Genomic DNA, 18,159 nt, shown 5'->3' with positions numbered 1-18,159 from the left:
CTCAGTGCAGCGTCGCACCACCCGGGTCGAGGCGGTCGAGCACGCCCTGCATGGCGCTGTCGAAGGCGCCATCGTCGATATGGGGACGCAAGCGACCCAACCGCACCATCACCGCCAGCTCCTCGGGCGAGGCCACGCAGAAGCGCACGCCACGACGGTTGACGAACAGCAGGCGCGCGGAAATCGGGCTGATCCAGGACAACTTGCCCGCCTGCACCTTGCCGTCCTTGTCGACGAAGTCCAGCCAGTTGCCGATCTCCATCCGCCGGAAGCGATCGGCATCGGCGTTGTCGAAATCGTCGGTATTGAAGGTACCGCCCAGCTCGACAGCCGGCGTTTCCGGAGCCGGCGGTGCGGGCAGCACCACCTGCGGCAGCTCGGGCAACGCGCGCTGCAGCTCCGGTCGCGATTCGGCGATGCCCTGCAATGTGTCGTGCAGCGCATCGATGGCTGCGGTGGCTGCGTCGCCATGCACGCCGACGCTGGCAAACACCTTGGCCAGCAACGGCTGCCAGGCCTGCAGCCACGGCTTGCCGACAATCTGCCGGCGGGCCTCGGCCACTTCCTCCAGCAGGCCATCGGCCAACGTCAGCGCCTCGGCCACCGAAGCCCCCTCCTCGCCCTCGCGCAGCAGCGCCAGGGTCAGATGGTGCTGCCAGGGCTGGCGCAGGAATTCGGCGATCGCCGACGGCAGGGTGGCATCGCCGATGCGGCGATCCAGTTCGGCACCGGCACGGGTACGGGCCATCTCCAGCTTTTCCTGGCCGCGCTGGGTCTCGGCGGCCCGCCGCTCGGCGATTTCCACGCGACGGCGGTGCTGCACCAGGAAATCGCGGAATTCTTCTTCCAGGGTCAGGAAGATCGCCAGGTTCTCGTTGAACTCGGCCACCAACCGCTCGACGATCTCTTCCACCTTGGCCATCAGCATGCGCTCGGCCTGGCTTTCCCCGGTGTTGCCCTCGCAGGCCTCGGCCAGCGAGTTCAGCAGCTTGCGCGCCGGGTGGGTCTTCTGCACGAACATGCGGCGGTCCAGCATCGCCACCTTCACGAACGGAACCACCAGGCGGCCAATGAGCTCACGCGAGCGGCCTTCCAGTTCGCGCTCATCGAGCATCACGTCGAACAGCATGCCGACCAGGTCGATCGCATCCTCGTCCTGCGCGTCCAGCCGGGTCTGGCCCGGATCGACACCCAGCCGCGTGGCGCTGGACAACACTTCGCTCTTCAGCCGCTGCGCCAATGATTCGCCGTCCTCGCCGATCGCCGCACGCAGGGTTGCGCTGGGCGTGGCCTGCAGCAGCGACAGCACCGACATCATTTCGCGCTGGCTCAACGGACGATGCTGGCCGACCGCGACCTGAGCCGCAGAGGTTGCGTCCTCGCGCACGTGGCGGGTCTGCTGCAGCAGTTCGTGCAGGGCTTCCAGCAACATGCCCTGCTGGCCGGAATAGGCTTCACCGGAAGGGCTCTCTTCACCACCCGCATGCTGCTGCATATGGCCACGACGCTCGGACCAGCGCGCGGCGAAACGCTGCGCCCAAGCCGGGGCGGCCTGTTCGTCGTCCTTGAATTCGTTGTCAACGCCCGGTGCCGCGCGCTGCTCGACCAGATCATCCAGGCCATGCGGAACGTGCTGCGCCGGGGCCGACGCCAGTGGTCGGCGCGGCGCACCCATCTGCGACATCACCCCGGCCGCGGCCAGGTGCTCGTCCAGCTTCTCGTAGATGCGGCCCACCGGCGCACGCATATCGCGCTCGCACAGCTTGATCAGCACCAGGTGGACTTCCGGGGCCAGCTCGCAGCCGGCAAAGGCTTCGTGGATGGCCACGCCCAGGTGTTCGGGGCTGATCGGGTTGCGGTCGGCGTCGAGTTCGATACCGCCGCCCAGCCAGCCCAGGCGGCGGTCGAGCCGCGCCAGCACCGGCTTGAAGTCGCGCAGCAGCACGGTGGCGAAGTTGCGCACCGCCAACCGCGATTCCAGTACATGTTCCGGCACCAGGCTGAGGCCGTCCTGGGCCTGCCCGGACAGGGTCAGCTCGGCGGAGACGGGCTCGCCCGCAGCCAGACCGGCCCAGGCATGGCCAAGATGGGCGGCAAAAGCACCGGCAATCTCCTCACGGCGGCGGCGCAGCTCGCGCATCGCGTCCAGGAACAGCAACTGCGACGAGCCGGCATTGCCGGCACGGTCGAACAGGGCATCATCGAAGCGGGCCAGTGCCGCGCCAAAGGCCTGGCACAACGCCGGCAGGACGATGTCCCGGGCAAGCTGGAGCTGGGCCGGGTCACGGCCCGGCGATCCCATCGGAGTGGGCGCGCTCATCATTCGGGAAGGCTCCCCACCTTCTCTGGTGCGACAGACATCATGGACATCGCGACGGCCGGTACACCCCATGCACCGGTCCCTCGATGGTAGGCCGCCCAGCCCATCGCGGACAGTGAAACAGTCCTCACTTCAAACCTCATGAACGGCGGCCCGGCAATATTACGTATCGTAAGCCGTGCAGGGCCTGCGAGGCGAGGGGAAGCGGGGCTCCGTGATCCGCCAGTGGCATGATGTTCATCACAGTTTGCTATTCAGGGGTCTGACGCGACACAAACGGCGTCATCTACCTCCCCGACTATAATCAGCGACCCGTGATGACCGGTTCAGACTCCATGCCCGACCCTGCTGCCCTGATTGCCCTGGATGCCCGCCGCTCGGTGCCCTCGCGGCAACTGGGCGAGCCCGGACCGGATCCGGCCACCCTGCAGCGGATGCTGACCTCGGCGGTCCGCGTGCCCGACCACGGCAAGCGCGTACCGTTCCGCTTCCTGAAGATCGCCGGCGATGCGCGTCACACTCTGGGCGACTTCCTGGCCGCGCGCAGCCGTGAGCGCGATCCACATGCCGGCGACGCCGTGTTCGAGAAGGACCGCCAGCGCTTCAGCCATGCACCGCTGGTGATCGTGGTGGTGGCCAGCCCCCGCCCGGACCCGAAAGTTCCCGCACAGGAACAGCTGATGACCGCCGGCTGCGTGTGCTTTGCCCTGTTGCAGGCCGCCCAGGCGCTGGGCTTCGGCGCGCAGTGGCTGACCGCATGGATGGCCTTCGATCCCGCCGTGCACGCCCATCTCGGGCTGGCCGAGGGCGAAGGCATTGCCGGTTTCATCCACATCGGCACGCCCAAGGCCGAAGTGCCCGAACGCGAGCGCCCCGATGCCGCGGCCCTGCTGCAGGACTGGACCGGCCAGTGAGCGCCGTGATTCCCGTGGCGATACCGCCGCCGCTGTACCTGGTCGACGCCAGCATCTACGTGTTCCGCGCCTGGCATTCGCTGCCGGACGAATTCCAGGACAGCCAGGGCTGGCCGACCAACGCCGTGCATGGATTCGCCCGTTTCCTGCTGGACCTGCTGGAGCGCGAACGCCCCCGGCACATCGCCATCGCCTTCGACGAGGCATTGGACAGTGGCTTCCGTCACCGCCTGTACCCGGCCTACAAGGCCAACCGGGACCCGGCGCCGGAAGCGCTCAAGCGCCAGTTCGTGCACTGCAAGGCGCTGTGCGCAGCGCTCGGCCTGGTGGTACTGGCGCATCATGATTACGAAGCCGACGACCTGATCGGCAGCGCCCTGCATGGCCACCGCAGCAGCCATCGCGGCATGATCATTTCCGCCGACAAGGACCTGTCGCAGCTGCTGCTCGACCATGACGAGCAATGGGATTACGCACGCAACCAGCGCTGGGACGTGGCCGGAGTCAAGGCCCGGCACGGCGTGCACGCGCACCAGATTGCCGATTACCTGGCGCTGTGCGGCGATGCGGTCGACAACATTCCGGGCATCAGCGGTGTCGGCGCCAAGTCGGCGGCCGTGCTGCTGGCCCATTTCGGCAGCATGGACGTGCTGTACGAACGCCTGGACGAAGTGCCGTTCCTGCGCCTGCGCGGCGCGGCCCAGATGGCCGTGCGCCTGCGCGAGCAGCGCGAGCACGCCCAGCTCTGGCGCCAGCTGACCACCATCGCCCTGGACGCACCCTTGGAAGGTTGCCAGCCCGGCATGCCGCGCCAGGCGGCCGATCCAGAGCTGCTCGGCGGCCTGTGCCAGACCCTGCGCTTCGGCCCCATGACCCGCCGCCGGCTGTTCAGTGCCGCCGGCATTTCCGACCCCGTCCCTACTTCCAGCGAGCCCGCATGAGCCAGCGCAACACCGAAGCACCGCGTGTCGTCTACGAAGGCAAGTACCAGCGCATGGTCGTGCGCGGCAGCTGGGAATACAGCGAACGCACCCACGCCGGCGGCCTGGCCGCGATCATCATTGCCGTCACCCCCGAGGACAACGTGCTGTTCGTCGAACAGTTCCGCGTACCACTGCAGGCGTCGACCATCGAGATGCCGGCCGGGCTGGTCGGCGACATCGATGCGGGCGAGTCCATCGAAGTTTCCGCTGTACGCGAGCTGGAAGAGGAAACCGGCTGGACCGCCGAGCACGCCGAAGTGCTGATGATCGGCCCCACCTCCTCCGGTGCCAGCAGCGAGAAGATCGCCTTCGTGCGTGCCACCGGCCTGCGTCGCATCGGCGAAGGCGGCGGCGACGAGAGCGAGGACATCACCGTGCATGAAGTGCCGCGCACGCAGGCGGCCGCCTGGCTGGTGCAGAAAATGGCCGAAGGCTATGAAGCCGATGCCAAGCTGTGGGCCGGCCTGTGGATGATCGAGCACCACCTGGATGGACGGCCCCGTGGCTGACGCCGGCCTGCACGCGCTGCCGGCACTGCTGGGCGCCGACGATCCGGCGATCTTCAGCGTGCACCGTGCGCAGGGCGCCTCGCCGTTCCTGCTGCTGGCTGATCATGCCGGCCAACAGGTGCCGCGTGCACTGGCCGACCTTGGATTGCCGCAGGCCGAACTGGACCGGCATATCGGCTGGGACATCGGCATCGGCGGCACCACCCGTGCATTGGCCGAGCGGCTGGATGCGTGGGCGATCGAGCAGACCTATTCGCGGCTGCTGATCGACTGCAACCGCCCGCTGGTTTCGCCGACGCTGATCCCCGAGGTCAGCGACCATACCGTGGTGCCGGGCAATGCCGGGCTGTCGCCCGCACAGCGGCAGCAGCGCATCGATGCGATCCACGCGCCCTACCATGCACGCATCGATGCCGAACTGGATGCACGCCGCGATGCGGCACGGCCGACGCTGCTGGTGATGATGCACAGTTTCACCCCGGTGATGAACGGCATGCAGCGTCCGTGGCATGCCGGCGTGCTGTACCACCAGGACACCCGCTTTGCCCACGCCTTGCTGCAGGCGCTGCGCGATGAAGGCGACCTGGTGGTGGGCGACAACGAACCGTATTCGGTCAACAGCAGCAGCGACTACGCGGTGCCGGTGCATGGCGAAGGTCGCGGCCTGGTGCATGTGGAACTGGAGATCCGCCAGGACCTGATCGCCGATGCCGCCGGGCAACAGGCGTGGGCGGAGCGGCTGGCGCGTATTTTCAGCGCGTTGCAGCCGCAGTTGTTGGCGTTCGGATGACCCCATCCACGCATGGCGTGGATCTGCCCGGGATCGGTACATCCACGCATGGTGTGGATCTGCCCGGGATTGGTACATCCACGCATGGTGTGGATCTGCCCGGGATTGGTAGTGCCGGCCGCTGGCCGGCAACCTCAGGGCAGCTGGATCATTGCAGTTGCCGGCCAGCGGCCGGCACTACCGCAGCAGCGGCACATCCATCCACGGGAACGCCTGCACGACCTAGGGCACCTCACCGTCATCATCGAACGCGGCGTCTTCATCTGCCGGCAACCAGAAACGCGCTGTCAGCAGATCGCCCTCGCTGGCATGCACCCAGCCGAACGATTCCCATACGTCGTGGTCGTCATTGCAGGCGGCAAACGCGCCCAGCGTCTGGCGAAGATCAAGCAGTGCAATCATGCGTCGTTGGGCAGCGCGTCGGGAGAGCTGCAGTCTATCCGTGCCGGACGCAGGCCCAGCGCGATGACCACGCCGAGCGCGGCGAACAGCGCAGCACCGTACTGTGCATTGACCATGCCCTGCAGGGCATCAGGACTGGTTGCCGCCTGCGTGCCGCGTGCGGCGTTGGCCACCATCACCAGTACTGCCAGTCCCAACGCGCCGCCGATCTGCTGTGCGGTAGCGGCCATGCCGGACGCCACACCCTGCTGCGGCCCCGGCACACCCTGCCCGGCCACGATCCACATCGCCGTCCAGCTCATGCCCTGGCCCACGCTGAGCACCACGATGCCCGGCAGCAGCGGCCAGTAGCTGGCGCCGTGCGGCATCGCCAGCGCCACTGCGGTGATGCCGATTGCACCGGCGGCGAAGCCCCAAGCCAGCACCTGCCGCGGCGAACGGCGCTGCAGCATGCGCTCGGCAATGCGGATGCCGAAGGTGCACACCAGCGTCGGCAGCAGGAAGGCCATGCCGGCCTGCAGCGGGCTCCAGCCATAGCCATCCTGGAAGTACAGCGCCAGGAAGTAGTACTGCACGCCATAGCTGCTCATGAACGCGAAGGTCAGGCCGAGTGCTGCACGCAGGCCGGGCAGGCGCAGCAGCGCGAACTGCATCAGCGGGTCGCGGCTGCGCTTTTCGATCTGCACGAACACCGTCAGCAGCACGGCTGACAGCAACAGGCAGATGAGCGTGGCCGGCGCGGTCCAGCCCCATTCCGGCCCCTGCACCAGGGTGGTGACCAGCAGGCTGCCGCCGGCGGTGACGGTGAGGCAACCGGCCAGATCGAAGGAACGGCCGCGCACGCGCGGGCCATCGGCCGGCAGCCACGCGCCCGCGGCAACTGCACAGGCGGCGGCCAACGGCACGATCACCGCCAGCACCGCCGGCCAACCGAAGGCTTGGGTCAGTACACCGCCCAGCAGCGTCCCCAGCGCGAGGCCCGCCGCACTGGCCATGCTCCAGATTGCCAGCGCGCGGTTGCGCACCGGGCCTTCTGCATACAGCGTATTGATCAGGGCCAGGGTGGCCGGAAACAGCAGCGCCGCACCGATGCCCTGCGCCGCACGTGCCACGATCAGCAGCGTGGCATTGGGCGCCAGCGCACCCAGCAGCGAGGCCAGCGCGAACAGCAGCATGCCCAGCCGGTAGAAGCGGCGGCGGCCCAGCAGATCGGCCGCACGCCCGCCCAGCAGCAAGCTGCCGCCAAAGGCCACCGTATAGGCGCTGACCACCCACTGCAGCTGCTGCGCATTGATCTGCAGCGCGCGGCCCATGTCGTGCAGGGCGACGAAGATGATGGTGGCGTCCAGAGCGATGATCAGCTGCGCGGTGGCCAGCAGGGTCAGCGCCCAGCGCGGGTATTTCAGGGGAGGCATGCGGCGCCCGGTTCGGAGGGGGGACGGCAGTCTCATTGATGCAGGTGAATCAATAAACCCCCTCAGCGCGATTTCTGTCATGATTTTCCGCATGAATGGATCCTCGATGGACCTCAACGCGGTGCGCATGCTGGTGCAGGTGGCTGAGGCGCGCAGCTTCACCGTCGCCGCCGGCCAGCTCGGCTTGAGCCAGTCCGGGCTGTCACGCGCGATCGGCCGGCTGGAAGCCTCGCTGGGGGTAAAGCTGCTGCAGCGGAATACGCGCAATGTCGCGCTGACCCCGGATGGCCAGCAGTTCGTCGAGCAGGTGGGACCGTTGCTGTGCGGGATGGAAGACGCCGAGCGGCTGCTGGCCGACCGCCCCTGCACGCCATCGGGCACGTTGAAGATCAGCGCTCCGTCGATGTTCGGGCGCAAGGTGCTGGTGCCGTTGCTGGGACCGTTGCTGCAGCAGCATCCGCAGCTGCAGGTGGAAGCGGTGCTCAGCGACCGCCTGGTGGATCTGGTGGAGGAAGGCTTCGACGCCGCCCTGCGCACTGGCACCATCGCCGACCAGCGCATGGTGGCGCGTCCGTTGAAGCCACTGCGCTGGGTGACCGTGGCCAGCCCGGCCTACCTGGCCGCGCAGGGTGAGCCGGCCAATGTGGCGGCATTGCAGAACCATGCCTGCCTGGCGGTGCGCAACCTGCGCAGCGGCCGGCTGGTGGACTGGCAGTTCCTGCAGGACGGGCAGCTGCGCGAGGTCACGCCGCCGACGCGGATGGTGTTTGACTGCGGCGACCCGCTGGTGGAGGCAGCGATTGCGGGCATCGGCATCGTGCAGGTGATGGATTTCGCGGTAGCCGACGCGCTGGCCGATGGCCGCCTGCAGCGCGTGCTGCAGCCGTTCGAAGGCCGCAGCCGTGCGCTGTCGTTGATCTACCCGCCGTCGCGCCAGCACTCACCGAAGCTGCAGGTGCTGGCCAACGCGTTGTTGGCCGGGGATTGGTAGCGCCGGCCGCTGGCCGGCGTCTGCAGAAATCCACTCATTCAAGGATTGCCGGCCGGCGGCCGGCACTACGGAGCGCATTAAATCCACGCCGCGCGTGGATGTGGACTTCGGTGCAGAGCCAGCGCGCGGCATAGCAAAAACTGATTCAGCCCAATTGGAGAAAGAACGCCCCGGCGCGTCCTCCCAGAGAAAAATCAGGCTTATCCTGGAGGAACAGATACGCCATGCCGTCGGACAGTACGCCTTTGTGCGAAGGCAGAATGCCGTCGATGTCCGCTCCGTAGAGCATCAAGCGACGGCGACCGCCATTCCACGTCAAAGTTGATTGCAGCCATGCATCGACTCCATCCAGCTTGGAATCCAGGTTCTCATCATCGTCAGGTTCCAAACACTCCACACGCTCGATACGGCCGCGCTCAAGCGAGTCGCTCATGCATCGGCTTCTGGATGCGGCGCCACGCCTGTATGCGAGCACAACTGCTTCGCTGGTTCCCTGCACCGCGCGCAGCCGACGGAAGTGGGAATGATCCTGGGTATCGGTGGGGATGAAGACTGAGAACCAGAAATCCTCAGCAACGCCCTGCGGATAGAACCAATGTGCAGGGAGTGCCATCAGGTGAAAGAACGCACGACCTTCAACACAGGTTGGCCAAGGTATGTTCTCTGGAAGAAACGCACCGCCGCCAACGTATGCATCGGTTGGAGAGGCCTTTCCCGTGGTCAACAGCAGGCGGGTGTACATGGTGGGGTCGCCGAAAATTGCACAGACGTCCACGGTGCCAGCCCGCCTCGCCCCGGTTCAAGGCAAATTGCGACAGCCTTGAACAAGGGGAGAATCGCCGCCGGGCATGGCCCGGCGCTACCGGTAAGGCGTTGCCGGCCAGCGGCCGGCACTACCACGGCCCGATCAGGCGAAACTATCGGTAGCACGCACCAGCGCGTCGACGTTCTCTGCTTCGAACGCCGAATGCCCCGAGGCCGGGGTGATCTCCAGCTTCGCCTTCGGCCACACCTTGGTCAGGTCCCAAGCGTTGGCCAGCGGGCAGACCACGTCGTAACGGCCGTGCACGATCACGCCCGGGATGTCGGCGATGCGGTGCGCGTCGCGCAGCAGCTGGTCTTCCACTTCGAAGAAACCGCCGTTGACGAAGTAGTGGTTCTCGATGCGGGCAAACGCCAGCGCGAAGTGCGGGTCTTCATGGCTGTTGATGAAGTCGTCGTCCACGTGCAGGAAGCTGGTTGCGCCCTCCCACACCGCCCAGGCCTTGGCTGCGTCCAGGCGCGTTGCTTCGTCTTCGCTGGTCAGGCGGCGATGGAATGCGGAGATCAGATCATGGCGTTCTACTGCCGGAATCGGCTTGAGGTAATGCTCCCACGCGTCCGGGAACAGGCGGTTGGCGCCTTCCTGGTAGAACCATTCCAGCTCCCAGCGGCGCAGCATGAAGATGCCGCGCAGCACCAGTTCGGTCACGCGCTGCGGATGGGTCTGCGCATAGGCCAACGCCAGGGTCGAGCCCCAGCTGCCACCGAACACCTGCCAGCGATCGACCTTGAGGTGCTCGCGCAGCTTCTCGATGTCGGCCACCAGGTCCCAGGTGGTGTTGTCCACCAGATCGGCGTGCGGGGTGGAACGACCGGCACCGCGCTGGTCGAACAGGATGATGCGGTACTTGGCCGGGTCGTGGAACTGGCGCATCTTGTCGCTGCAGCCACCGCCGGGCCCACCATGCAGCATCACCACCGGCTTGCCGTCCGGGTTGCCGCACTGTTCGAAGTACAGCGTGTGGCGGTCGTCGACCTTCAGGGTGCCGACGTCATAAGGGGTGATGGCGGGGTACAGCGTACGCATGCTTGCAGCTCCGTGGTGGTGCCCTGCCCTTGGCAGGAGAACCCCCATTCTAGGCCGGTCGCCGGCCCAGGGTGACCCGGTCGCGCTGCTCCAGGTCCTGCACGGTCTGCACGTCGATGTAGCCGGCCTGCTCGAACAGCGCGCCGATGGCATCGCCCTGGTCCCAGCCGTGCTCGATCAGCAGCCAGCCGCCGGGCTGCAGGTAGTCGCCGCCGCCGACGATGATGCGACGGATGTCGTCCAGCCCATCAACGCCCGAGGCCAGCGCCGTGGCCGGCTCGAAGCGCAGGTCGCCCTGCTGCAGGTGCGGGTCGTCGCTGGCGATATAGGGAGGATTGCTGGCGATCAGGTCGAAGCGTTCACCGTGCAGCGGCGCGTACCAGTCGAGACCACCTTCGGCAAAACGCACGTTGCCCAGCTCGTGGCGCGCGGCGTTGCGGGCCGCCACCGCCAGCGCAGCGGAACTGGCGTCGGTGGCCAGCACCTGCGCTTGCGGCCGCTCGCTGGCCAGGGCCAGGGCGATGGCGCCGCTGCCGGTACCGAGGTCGGCCAGCTGCAGCGTGCGGTCCGGCGGAAGGCGATCCAGCGCCAGCTCCACCAGCAGTTCGGTTTCCGGCCGCGGAATCAGGGTGGCCGGGTCGACTTCCAGATCGAGGGTCCAGAAACCACGACGGCCGGTCAGGTAGGCCACCGGTTCGCCAGCCAGGCGCCGGTCCAGCAAGGCCTCGAACGCGGCCTGCTCGGCGGCGGGCAGTAGATCGGTAGCGTGCGCGAACAACCAGCTGCGCGGTCGCTGCAGCACATGCAGCAGCAGCAGCTCCGCTTCATGACGGGCCTCGGCGCCCCCCAGGCGGCCGCTGGCGTCGGCCACGACCTGGCGCAGGGACGGTTCGGAATCGGCGGGCATGGCAGGCACTGGCGCGGGCGGTGGGCCCGCAATTGTAGAGTCTGGAAACCGTTCAGGTTCGCTGGGGCGGGATTCGCTGCGGTGGGATATGAGAGACCTATCGACCGGTTTCCGCAGCCGCTGACGATTTCCCTTGTCATACAGCGGGTTGCAGGATGCAGGTGGCCTGATTCATTGTCGGCTCAGCGCAAATCAATAGACTGCATCTATCAAATAGATGTAATCAATTCATTGTCTTTATCGAAATGGAACCAGTAACCTAGGTCCTGTCGATTCACCCACTCCCCTTCACCCAGAGGAAAAACGATGTCCCTGATCAACACCCAGATCCAGCCGTTCGAAGCCAACGCTTACCTGAATGGCGAGTTCATCAAGGTCTCCGACAGCACCCTGAAGGGCCAGTGGTCGGTCCTGATCTTCATGCCGGCAGCCTTCACCTTCAACTGCCCGACCGAGATCGAAGACGCCGCTGACCATTACGCCGAGTTCAAGAAGGCCGGCGCCGAGGTCTACATCGTCACCACCGACACCCACTTCTCGCACAAGGTCTGGCACGAAACCTCGCCGGCCGTGGGCAAGGCCCAGTTCCCGCTGGTCGGCGACCCGACCCACCAGCTGACCCGCGCCTTCGGCGTGCACATCGAAGAAGAAGGCCTGGCCCTGCGCGGCACCTTCATCATCAACCCGGAAGGCGTGATCAAGACCCTGGAGATCCACTCCAACGAGATCGCCCGTGACGTCTCCGAGACCCTGCGCAAGCTGAAGGCTGCCCAGTTCACCGCCGCCAACCCGAACCAGGTCTGCCCGGCCAAGTGGAAGGAAGGCGAGAAGACCCTGACCCCGTCGCTGGACCTGGTCGGCAAGATCTAAAGCAGCACCGGCCTGCCGCAGCCCCACGCTGCGGCGCGCCCACCCCCGTGCCGGCCACATCGCCGGCGTGGGGGTGAACCCAAGACGGCCGCGCCCGCATCGCCCCTTCCACAGGTCCGCGCTGCCCTCTTGGGTTCACCCCTACCCCCTCGCTGGTCCGCTACCTTCTACAGCGGTGCCACGCCCCCGTTTTGCCTGAAGCCAGGAGAAGACCATGTTGGACGCCAACCTGCAGTCGCAGCTGAAGACCTATCTGGAGCGCGTGACCCGCCCGATCCAGATCACCGCGCATGCCGACGACGGTGCCAAGTCGCAGGAGATGCTGGAACTGCTGCAGACCCTGGAAAGCCTGTCGGACAAGATCTCGCTGCAGGTGCTGCGCGACGGTCAGGGCCGCGTGCCATCCTTCGACCTGGGCACGCCGGGCCAGGACATCCACCTGACCTTCGCCGGCCTGCCGATGGGCCACGAGTTCACTTCGCTGGTGCTGGCCCTGCTGCAGGTCGGCGGGCATCCGTCCAAGGCCACTGCCGAGCTGATCGAGCAGGTGCAGAACCTGGAAGGCGACTACCGGTTTGAAACCTATTTCTCGCTGTCCTGCCAGAACTGCCCGGACGTGGTGCAGGCACTGAACCTGGCCGCGGTGCTCAACCCGCGCATCCAGCACGTGGCCATCGACGGCGCGCTGTTCCAGGAGGAAGTCGAGCAGCGCGAGATCATGTCGGTGCCGACCGTCTACCTCAACGGCGCGGTGTTCGACCAGGGCCGCATGACCCTCGAGCAGATCGTGGCCAAGCTGGACACCAATGCCAGCAAGCGCGATGCCGAGAAGATCGCCGCCAAGGACGCCTTCGACGTGCTGGTGGTCGGTGGTGGCCCGGCCGGTGCCGCTGCGGCGATCTATGCCGCGCGCAAGGGCATCCGTACCGGCATCGCCTCCGAGCGTTTCGGTGGCCAGGTGCTGGACACCATGGCGATCGAGAACTTCATTTCGGTGAAGGAGACCGAGGGCCCGAAGCTGGCCACGGCGCTGGAACAGCACGTGCGCGAATACGAGGTCGACATCATGGACCTGCAGCGCGCCAGTGCGTTGGTGCCGGCCGGCGAAGACGGCCTGGTGCAGGTGCAGCTGGAAAACGGCGCGGTGTTGAAGTCGCGCTCGGTGATCCTGTCCACCGGCGCCCGCTGGCGGCAGATGAACGTGCCCGGCGAAGACCAGTATCGCAACAAGGGCGTGGCGTACTGCCCGCACTGCGACGGCCCGCTGTTCAAGGGCAAGCGCGTGGCGGTGATCGGCGGCGGCAATTCCGGCGTTGAAGCGGCCATCGATCTGGCCGGCATCGTGTCGCATGTGACCCTGCTGGAATTCGATTCCAGCCTGCGTGCCGACGAAGTGCTGCAGAAGAAGCTGCGCAGCCTGGCCAATGTCACCGTGCTGACCAGCGCGCAGACCACCGAAGTGCTGGGCGACGGCAGCCGCGTCACCGGCCTGGTCTACAAGGACCGTGTCGGCGGTGATTCCCATCGCGTCGAACTGGAAGGCATCTTCGTGCAGATCGGCCTGCTGCCGAACACCGAATGGCTGAAGGACACCGTGGCCCTTTCGCCGCGTGGCGAGATCGTCATCGATGACCGTGGGCAGACCAATCTGCCGGGCGTGTTCGCCGCGGGCGATTGCACGACGGTACCCTACAAGCAGATCATCATCGCGATGGGCGCCGGTTCGACCGCCGCACTGAGCGCTTTCGATCACCTGATCCGCTCCTCGGTTCCCAAGAGCAGCGGCGCGGTGGCCGAAGCGGCCTGATCCAATGTTCCCAGGCCATCGGGAGCACCATCAGCCGGCAGGGCACGCCCTGCCGGTGCAGTACCCCGAGAGGTCTGAGGATGAACCTGCGTGACCTGAAATACCTGGTGGCCCTGGCCGATCACAAGCACTTCGGCCGGGCCGCCGCCTCCTGCTTCGTCAGCCAGCCCACGCTGTCGACCCAGATCCGCAAGCTGGAAGAGGAGCTGGGCCTGCCGTTGGTGGAACGCGCGCCGCGCAAGGTGATGCTGACCCCCGCTGGCCACGAAGCAGCCGCGCGGGCACGGGTGATCGTGGCCGAAGTGGAGCAGTTGAAGGAAGCGGCTCGACGCAGCCGCGATCCCGAAGCGGGTACCGTGCGCCTGGGGATCTTCCCGACCTTGGGCCCGTACCTGTTGCCGCACGTGATTCCGCGCATCCGCACGCGCTTCCCCGAGCTGGAACTGCTGCTGGTGGAAGAAAAGAGCGATGTGCTGCTGGAGCGCCTGCGCGAGGGCAAACTGGACGCTGCACTGTTGGCACTGCCGGTGATCGACGACCAGCTGCACGCCGAATTCCTGTTCGAGGAACCGTTCCTGCTGGCCGTTTCCGGCCGCCACCCGCTGGCCACGCGCGAGCATCTGGACGTACAGGAACTGGCCACGCAGAAGCTGCTGCTGCTGGAAGACGGCCACTGCCTGCGTGACCAGGCGCTGGAAGTCTGTCGCCTGTTCGGCGCCAATGAAAAGTCGGAATTCCGCGCCACCAGCCTGGAAACGCTGCGACAGATGGTCGCCGCCGACGTTGGCATCACCCTGCTGCCCAGCCTGTCGGTACAGCCGCCGGTGCCACGCTCGAACAACATCCGCCTGATCGACTTCGTCGGCGAGGGCCGTCCCAGCCGTCGCATCGCCATGATCTGGCGGCGCAGCTCGGCGATGAACGAGTTCCTGATGGAGCTGGCCGAGCAGTTCAAGCGCCTGCCCGATGCGCTGTTTACGCTGGAGGCGTTGGCCCCGGCAAACGGCAATACTGCTACCCCGCCCACGCCGGTGCTGAACGGCTGAGACACCGCAGCCGGGCATCGAAACCGCCGGGAGTCGATTCCGGCCGCATTTGTCCCCACAATACAGTCAGGCGGCGCCAGCAGGTGCCGCCTTTTGCATGGCTTTCAACCAAGGAGCGTCACCATGAACACCGCCAGCGGCCTGCCGCCGTCGATCACTGTTTCCACCCTCGACATGGACCGCCTGGACGCCATGCTCGAATCCCCGGCACACAGCCAGACGCCGGCCGCGCGTGCGCTTGCCGATGAGCTCAACCGGGCAACCGTGTTGCCGCCAGACCAGATTCCCGAAGGCATCGTCATGATGCATTCGCGCGTGGAGTGCGAAGATGAAGTGTCGGGCGAGAAGCATGTCCTGACCCTGGTCTTCCCCCGCGAAGCCAATGTCGATGAAGGCAAGGTGTCCGTGCTGGCGCCCGTCGGCAGCGCCCTGCTTGGCCTGGCCGTTGGCCAGAGCATCGACTGGACCGCCCCGGGCGGCCGCAAGCTGCGGCTGCGCGTGAGCGCGGTCCACAACGACCGTCCCTGACCTGCGCTGCGTACCGCGCGCGATCAGTTTCCCTGCAATCCCCGCACCAGGAGCCGTAATGAGTACCCCGTCCAAACTGTCCCAGCTGCGCGAACTGTCCGTGGTCGTTGCCGATACCGGTGACTACGAGGCGATCAAGCGCCTGCAGCCGGTGGACTGCACCACCAATCCGACCCTGGTGAAGAAGGCGCTGGACCTGCCGGTCTATGCGGAACTGATCGAACGCGAACTGGCCTGGGGCCGCCAGCAGGGCGGCGACCGCGAGGCCGTGGTGCACGCCGTGGCCGACCGCCTGACCATCGGCGTCGGTGCGCTGCTGAGCACGCTGGTGCCGGGCCGCGTCTCCACGGAAGTGGATGCCGACCAGGCCCACGACACCGCCGCGACCGTGGCCAAGGCCCGTCAGTTCATCCAGATGTACGCCGATGCCGGCGTGCCGCGCGAGAAGATCCTGATCAAGATCGCTGCGACCTGGGAAGGCGTGGAAGCCGCGCGCGTGCTGCAGGCCGAAGGCATCGACTGCAACCTGACCCTGATCTTCAACCCCACCCAGGCGCTGGCCTGCAGCGAAGCCGGTGCGTTCCTGATCTCGCCGTTCGTCGGCCGCATCCTGGACTGGTACGTGGCCAACGGCCAGACCCCGGCGAACATCGACGAGGACCCGGGCGTGGTGTTCGTGCGTGGGGTGTATGCCGAATTCAAGCGCCGCGGTTCGCCGACCGTGGTGATGGGCGCCTCGTTCCGTTCGACCGCGCAGATCGAAGCGCTGGCCGGCTGCGACCGCCTGACCATTTCGCCGGACCTGCTTGAGAAGCTCGACGCCGACCACGGCGCGCTGCCGCGCAAGCTGGTGGCCGGTGCCGCTGAAGCGGTGCAGGTGACGCCGATCGACGCGGCGAAGTTCGCAGCCGACCTGGCGGCCGATCCGATGGCGACCGAGAAGCTGGCGACCGGTATCGATGCGTTTGCCAAGGATCTGCAGGCGCTGCGCGAGCGCATTCGCTCGGAACTGTGATTCCAGCCAACGGCTGAGCCCCTCGTGGCGGGGGGCTGGGTCGCGAAGAGCGGGTCATGCGTTTGGCAGGGTGGGTAGGCCGTGCAGGGGACGCTGCAAGTACGTCCATGTAAGCTCGGTCGCCGCATCCATGCGGCTCACGCCCCTGCACGGCCTACCCACCCTGCCTTCGACAGTTTCCTGTGGCCGCCCGCCACGGAAGAAAGAAAAGAAGAGCAGAAGCGGGTCGCGCGCTGCGCTTGCTCACAAGCAAACAAACAAAAAGGACGCGGCGTTCGCCGCGTCCTTTTTGTTTTCCATCAGGTCGTCAGTAACCCATGCTCTTGCCCACCGTCACCGGGAAACTGTCGGGGGCGGGGCGGTGTGGGTTGGCAGGACCGTTGGCGCCATGGATGGCGCCATCGAGCCCCCATGGGTGAGGGCGCTTTGCTTGCGAAGCACTGCTTCGCAAGCGCCCGAACGCACAGCCGCCAGCGGCTGGGCCGGACCCCGGAGGGGGGTTCACGGCGTGTCCTGCCAACCCACACCGCCCCGCCCAACCCACAGAAAGCCAGAGCCGCTTTGGCTCTGGCTTTGGATTTCAGCCGTTGACGTTGCCCGCCGCAGGCGGACCACCGCGCGTCAGCGCGGCACCTCCACATCCAACCCGATCGGGCAGCTCACGCCGGTACCGCCAATGCCGCAGTAGCCGTTCGGGTTCTTGGCCAGGTACTGCTGGTGATAGTCCTCGGCGTAGTAGTACGTCGGTGCCGGATACACGATCTCGGTGGTGATCGGGCCATACCCCGCTGCAGCCAGCTGCGCCTGGTAGGCCTCGCCACTGGCCAGCGCCGCGGCGTACTGGGCCTCGTCGGTGGCGTGGATCGCCGAACGGTACTGGGTGCCGGTGTCGTTGCCCTGGCGCATGCCCTGGGTCGGGTCGTGGCTTTCCCAGAACAGCTGCAGCAGCCGCTCCAGGCTGACAACCGCCGGGTCAAACACCACCTGCACCACCTCGGTGTGGCCGGTCAGGCCCGAGCAGACCTCTTCATAGGTGGGGTTCGGGGTGATTCCACCGGCATAGCCCACCGAGGTGCTGTACACGCCCGGCTCGTTCCAGAATTTGCGCTCGGCGCCCCAGAAGCAGCCCAGCGCGAAGCGGATCTGCTGCAGGCCAGCGAAACGGTCCTTCAGCGGATGGCTGTTCACGAAGTGCTGGTTGCTGTGCAGCGGCAGCGGCTGGTCGCGGCCCGGCAAAGCCTCTTCCGGGCGCGGCAGTCGCTGCTTGAAGGCCCCGATGCCGAGGATGCCCTGTCCGATTCCCAACATGATGCACTCCTACGCCGGAAGCCCGGCAATGTCGTCGGCATCTGAAATGGGGGCATCTGTGGCGTGGCCCAAGTCCAGCGCCGCCACGATGTCTTCGGCCTGTGGCCGCGCGGCGTCGGGGATACCGACCCGCAGCACGCCGAACAGCGGCAGCTCGCCCATGCCGCCCAGCAGCGACTCGCCGAACACGAACGCCGGGATGCCGGCGTCTTCCAGCGCGTGCTTGACCAGGTGGGCGTCGAACAGATTGTCGGCCTTGTACACGATGTGCATGCGGCAGCTCCGTGGGACAGGATTCCAGCATACGCCCGGGGGCTGAATGGTGCCGAGGGCGGCATCCGGGGGTTGCCGGCCAGCGGCCGGCACTACCCGTGTCGTCTGTAGTGCCGGCCGCTGGCCGGCAACCGCGATCCCTTCGTCTGGTAGTACCGGTCGCAGGCCGGCAACCCCAGCCATCCCTGCCTGCCCACCGGGCAGCCCTTCCCGGTAAGCGTTAGACTGGCAA

General features: G+C 66.7%; 18 protein-coding genes. 10 read left to right on the top strand and 8 right to left on the bottom strand.

Going from position 1 to position 18,159, the window contains the following annotated elements; translation table 11 throughout:
* Position 1 precedes the first annotated feature (1 nt).
* The gene (gene pacR / locus AC07UW_RS00790; protein ID WP_495211234.1) at positions 2 to 2,323 is read right to left on the bottom strand and encodes a PacR family protein; all 2,322 of its coding nucleotides are present in this window, start codon (positions 2,321 to 2,323) and stop codon (positions 2 to 4) included.
* A 332-nt stretch (positions 2,324 to 2,655) separates the two neighbouring features.
* On the opposite strand from pacR, the gene AC07UW_RS00785 reads away from it, so the two are divergent.
* The 4 genes from AC07UW_RS00785 to AC07UW_RS00770 are packed head-to-tail and all read left to right on the top strand — an operon-like array spanning position 2,656 to position 5,516.
* A complete protein-coding gene (locus AC07UW_RS00785; protein WP_223494286.1) occupies positions 2,656 to 3,234 on the top strand; it encodes a nitroreductase family protein in 579 nt (192 codons plus the stop codon).
* Positions 3,231 to 4,175, top strand: a complete 945-nt coding sequence (locus tag AC07UW_RS00780) for a 5'-3' exonuclease (protein ID WP_313251270.1) — start codon at positions 3,231 to 3,233, stop codon at positions 4,173 to 4,175. Before AC07UW_RS00785 ends, AC07UW_RS00780 begins: the two co-directional genes overlap by 4 nt.
* Positions 4,172 to 4,726 (top strand): NUDIX hydrolase, encoded by a 555-nt coding sequence (locus AC07UW_RS00775; protein WP_223494284.1) that lies wholly within the window; start codon positions 4,172 to 4,174, stop codon positions 4,724 to 4,726. Before AC07UW_RS00780 ends, AC07UW_RS00775 begins: the two co-directional genes overlap by 4 nt.
* Positions 4,719 to 5,516: an N-formylglutamate amidohydrolase gene (locus tag AC07UW_RS00770; protein ID WP_495211233.1), complete on the top strand. Its 798-nt coding sequence runs from the start codon at positions 4,719 to 4,721 to the stop codon at positions 5,514 to 5,516. The genes AC07UW_RS00775 and AC07UW_RS00770 overlap by 8 nt, the downstream gene beginning before the upstream one ends.
* A 222-nt stretch (positions 5,517 to 5,738) precedes the next feature.
* On the opposite strand, the gene AC07UW_RS00765 is transcribed toward AC07UW_RS00770, so the two are convergent.
* Positions 5,739 to 5,918, bottom strand: a complete 180-nt coding sequence (locus AC07UW_RS00765) for a hypothetical protein (protein WP_495211232.1) — start codon at positions 5,916 to 5,918, stop codon at positions 5,739 to 5,741.
* Positions 5,915 to 7,333 (bottom strand): MFS transporter, encoded by a 1,419-nt coding sequence (locus tag AC07UW_RS00760; RefSeq protein WP_313251275.1) that lies wholly within the window; start codon positions 7,331 to 7,333, stop codon positions 5,915 to 5,917. Before AC07UW_RS00760 ends, AC07UW_RS00765 begins: the two co-directional genes overlap by 4 nt.
* Before the next feature lie 106 nt (positions 7,334 to 7,439).
* Here AC07UW_RS00760 and AC07UW_RS00755 point away from each other — a divergent pair, with 106 nt between their 5' ends.
* Positions 7,440 to 8,324 carry a LysR family transcriptional regulator gene (locus tag AC07UW_RS00755; protein ID WP_495211519.1) on the top strand — a complete coding sequence of 295 codons (885 nt, stop codon included), beginning with the start codon at positions 7,440 to 7,442 and terminating at the stop codon, positions 8,322 to 8,324.
* A gap of 145 nt (positions 8,325 to 8,469) precedes the next feature.
* Here AC07UW_RS00755 and AC07UW_RS00750 read toward each other — a convergent pair whose 3' ends face one another.
* The 3 genes from AC07UW_RS00750 to prmC form a co-directional block, all read right to left on the bottom strand.
* Positions 8,470 to 9,066 (bottom strand): hypothetical protein, encoded by a 597-nt coding sequence (locus tag AC07UW_RS00750; protein WP_495211231.1) that lies wholly within the window; start codon positions 9,064 to 9,066, stop codon positions 8,470 to 8,472.
* Between the two features lie 165 nt (positions 9,067 to 9,231).
* Positions 9,232 to 10,173, bottom strand: a complete 942-nt coding sequence (gene pip / locus AC07UW_RS00745; protein WP_032977488.1) for a prolyl aminopeptidase — start codon at positions 10,171 to 10,173, stop codon at positions 9,232 to 9,234.
* Positions 10,174 to 10,222: 49 nt separating this feature from the next.
* Positions 10,223 to 11,080 (bottom strand): peptide chain release factor N(5)-glutamine methyltransferase, encoded by an 858-nt coding sequence (gene prmC, locus AC07UW_RS00740; RefSeq protein ID WP_495211230.1) that lies wholly within the window; start codon positions 11,078 to 11,080, stop codon positions 10,223 to 10,225.
* A gap of 306 nt (positions 11,081 to 11,386) precedes the next feature.
* Here prmC and ahpC point away from each other — a divergent pair, with 306 nt between their 5' ends.
* The 5 genes from ahpC to AC07UW_RS00715 all read left to right on the top strand — a co-directional run bounded on the left by ahpC (position 11,387) and on the right by AC07UW_RS00715 (position 16,346).
* Positions 11,387 to 11,950 carry an alkyl hydroperoxide reductase subunit C gene (gene ahpC, locus AC07UW_RS00735; RefSeq protein ID WP_025877950.1) on the top strand — a complete coding sequence of 188 codons (564 nt, stop codon included), beginning with the start codon at positions 11,387 to 11,389 and terminating at the stop codon, positions 11,948 to 11,950.
* Positions 11,951 to 12,164: 214 nt separating this feature from the next.
* The gene (ahpF, locus tag AC07UW_RS00730; protein WP_495211229.1) at positions 12,165 to 13,757 is read left to right on the top strand and encodes an alkyl hydroperoxide reductase subunit F; all 1,593 of its coding nucleotides are present in this window, start codon (positions 12,165 to 12,167) and stop codon (positions 13,755 to 13,757) included.
* A gap of 80 nt (positions 13,758 to 13,837) precedes the next feature.
* Positions 13,838 to 14,803, top strand: a complete 966-nt coding sequence (locus AC07UW_RS00725) for a LysR substrate-binding domain-containing protein (protein WP_336024890.1) — start codon at positions 13,838 to 13,840, stop codon at positions 14,801 to 14,803.
* A 123-nt stretch (positions 14,804 to 14,926) separates the two neighbouring features.
* The gene (gene rnk, locus AC07UW_RS00720) at positions 14,927 to 15,331 is read left to right on the top strand and encodes a nucleoside diphosphate kinase regulator (RefSeq protein ID WP_049468992.1); all 405 of its coding nucleotides are present in this window, start codon (positions 14,927 to 14,929) and stop codon (positions 15,329 to 15,331) included.
* Between the two features lie 58 nt (positions 15,332 to 15,389).
* Positions 15,390 to 16,346: a transaldolase gene (locus tag AC07UW_RS00715; RefSeq protein ID WP_032977493.1), complete on the top strand. Its 957-nt coding sequence runs from the start codon at positions 15,390 to 15,392 to the stop codon at positions 16,344 to 16,346.
* Between the two features lie 621 nt (positions 16,347 to 16,967).
* Here the strand turns inward: AC07UW_RS00715 and msrA are convergent.
* A complete protein-coding gene (gene msrA, locus AC07UW_RS00710; RefSeq protein WP_059066071.1) occupies positions 16,968 to 17,633 on the bottom strand; it encodes a peptide-methionine (S)-S-oxide reductase MsrA in 666 nt (221 codons plus the stop codon).
* Between the two features lie 30 nt (positions 17,634 to 17,663).
* Positions 17,664 to 17,927: a putative signal transducing protein gene (locus tag AC07UW_RS00705; RefSeq protein WP_117309590.1), complete on the bottom strand. Its 264-nt coding sequence runs from the start codon at positions 17,925 to 17,927 to the stop codon at positions 17,664 to 17,666.
* Positions 17,928 to 18,159 lie beyond the last annotated feature (232 nt).

The organism is Stenotrophomonas sp. GW821-FHT02D01 (assembly GCF_059421765.1).
This window is presented reverse-complemented; position numbering and strand designations above follow the sequence as displayed.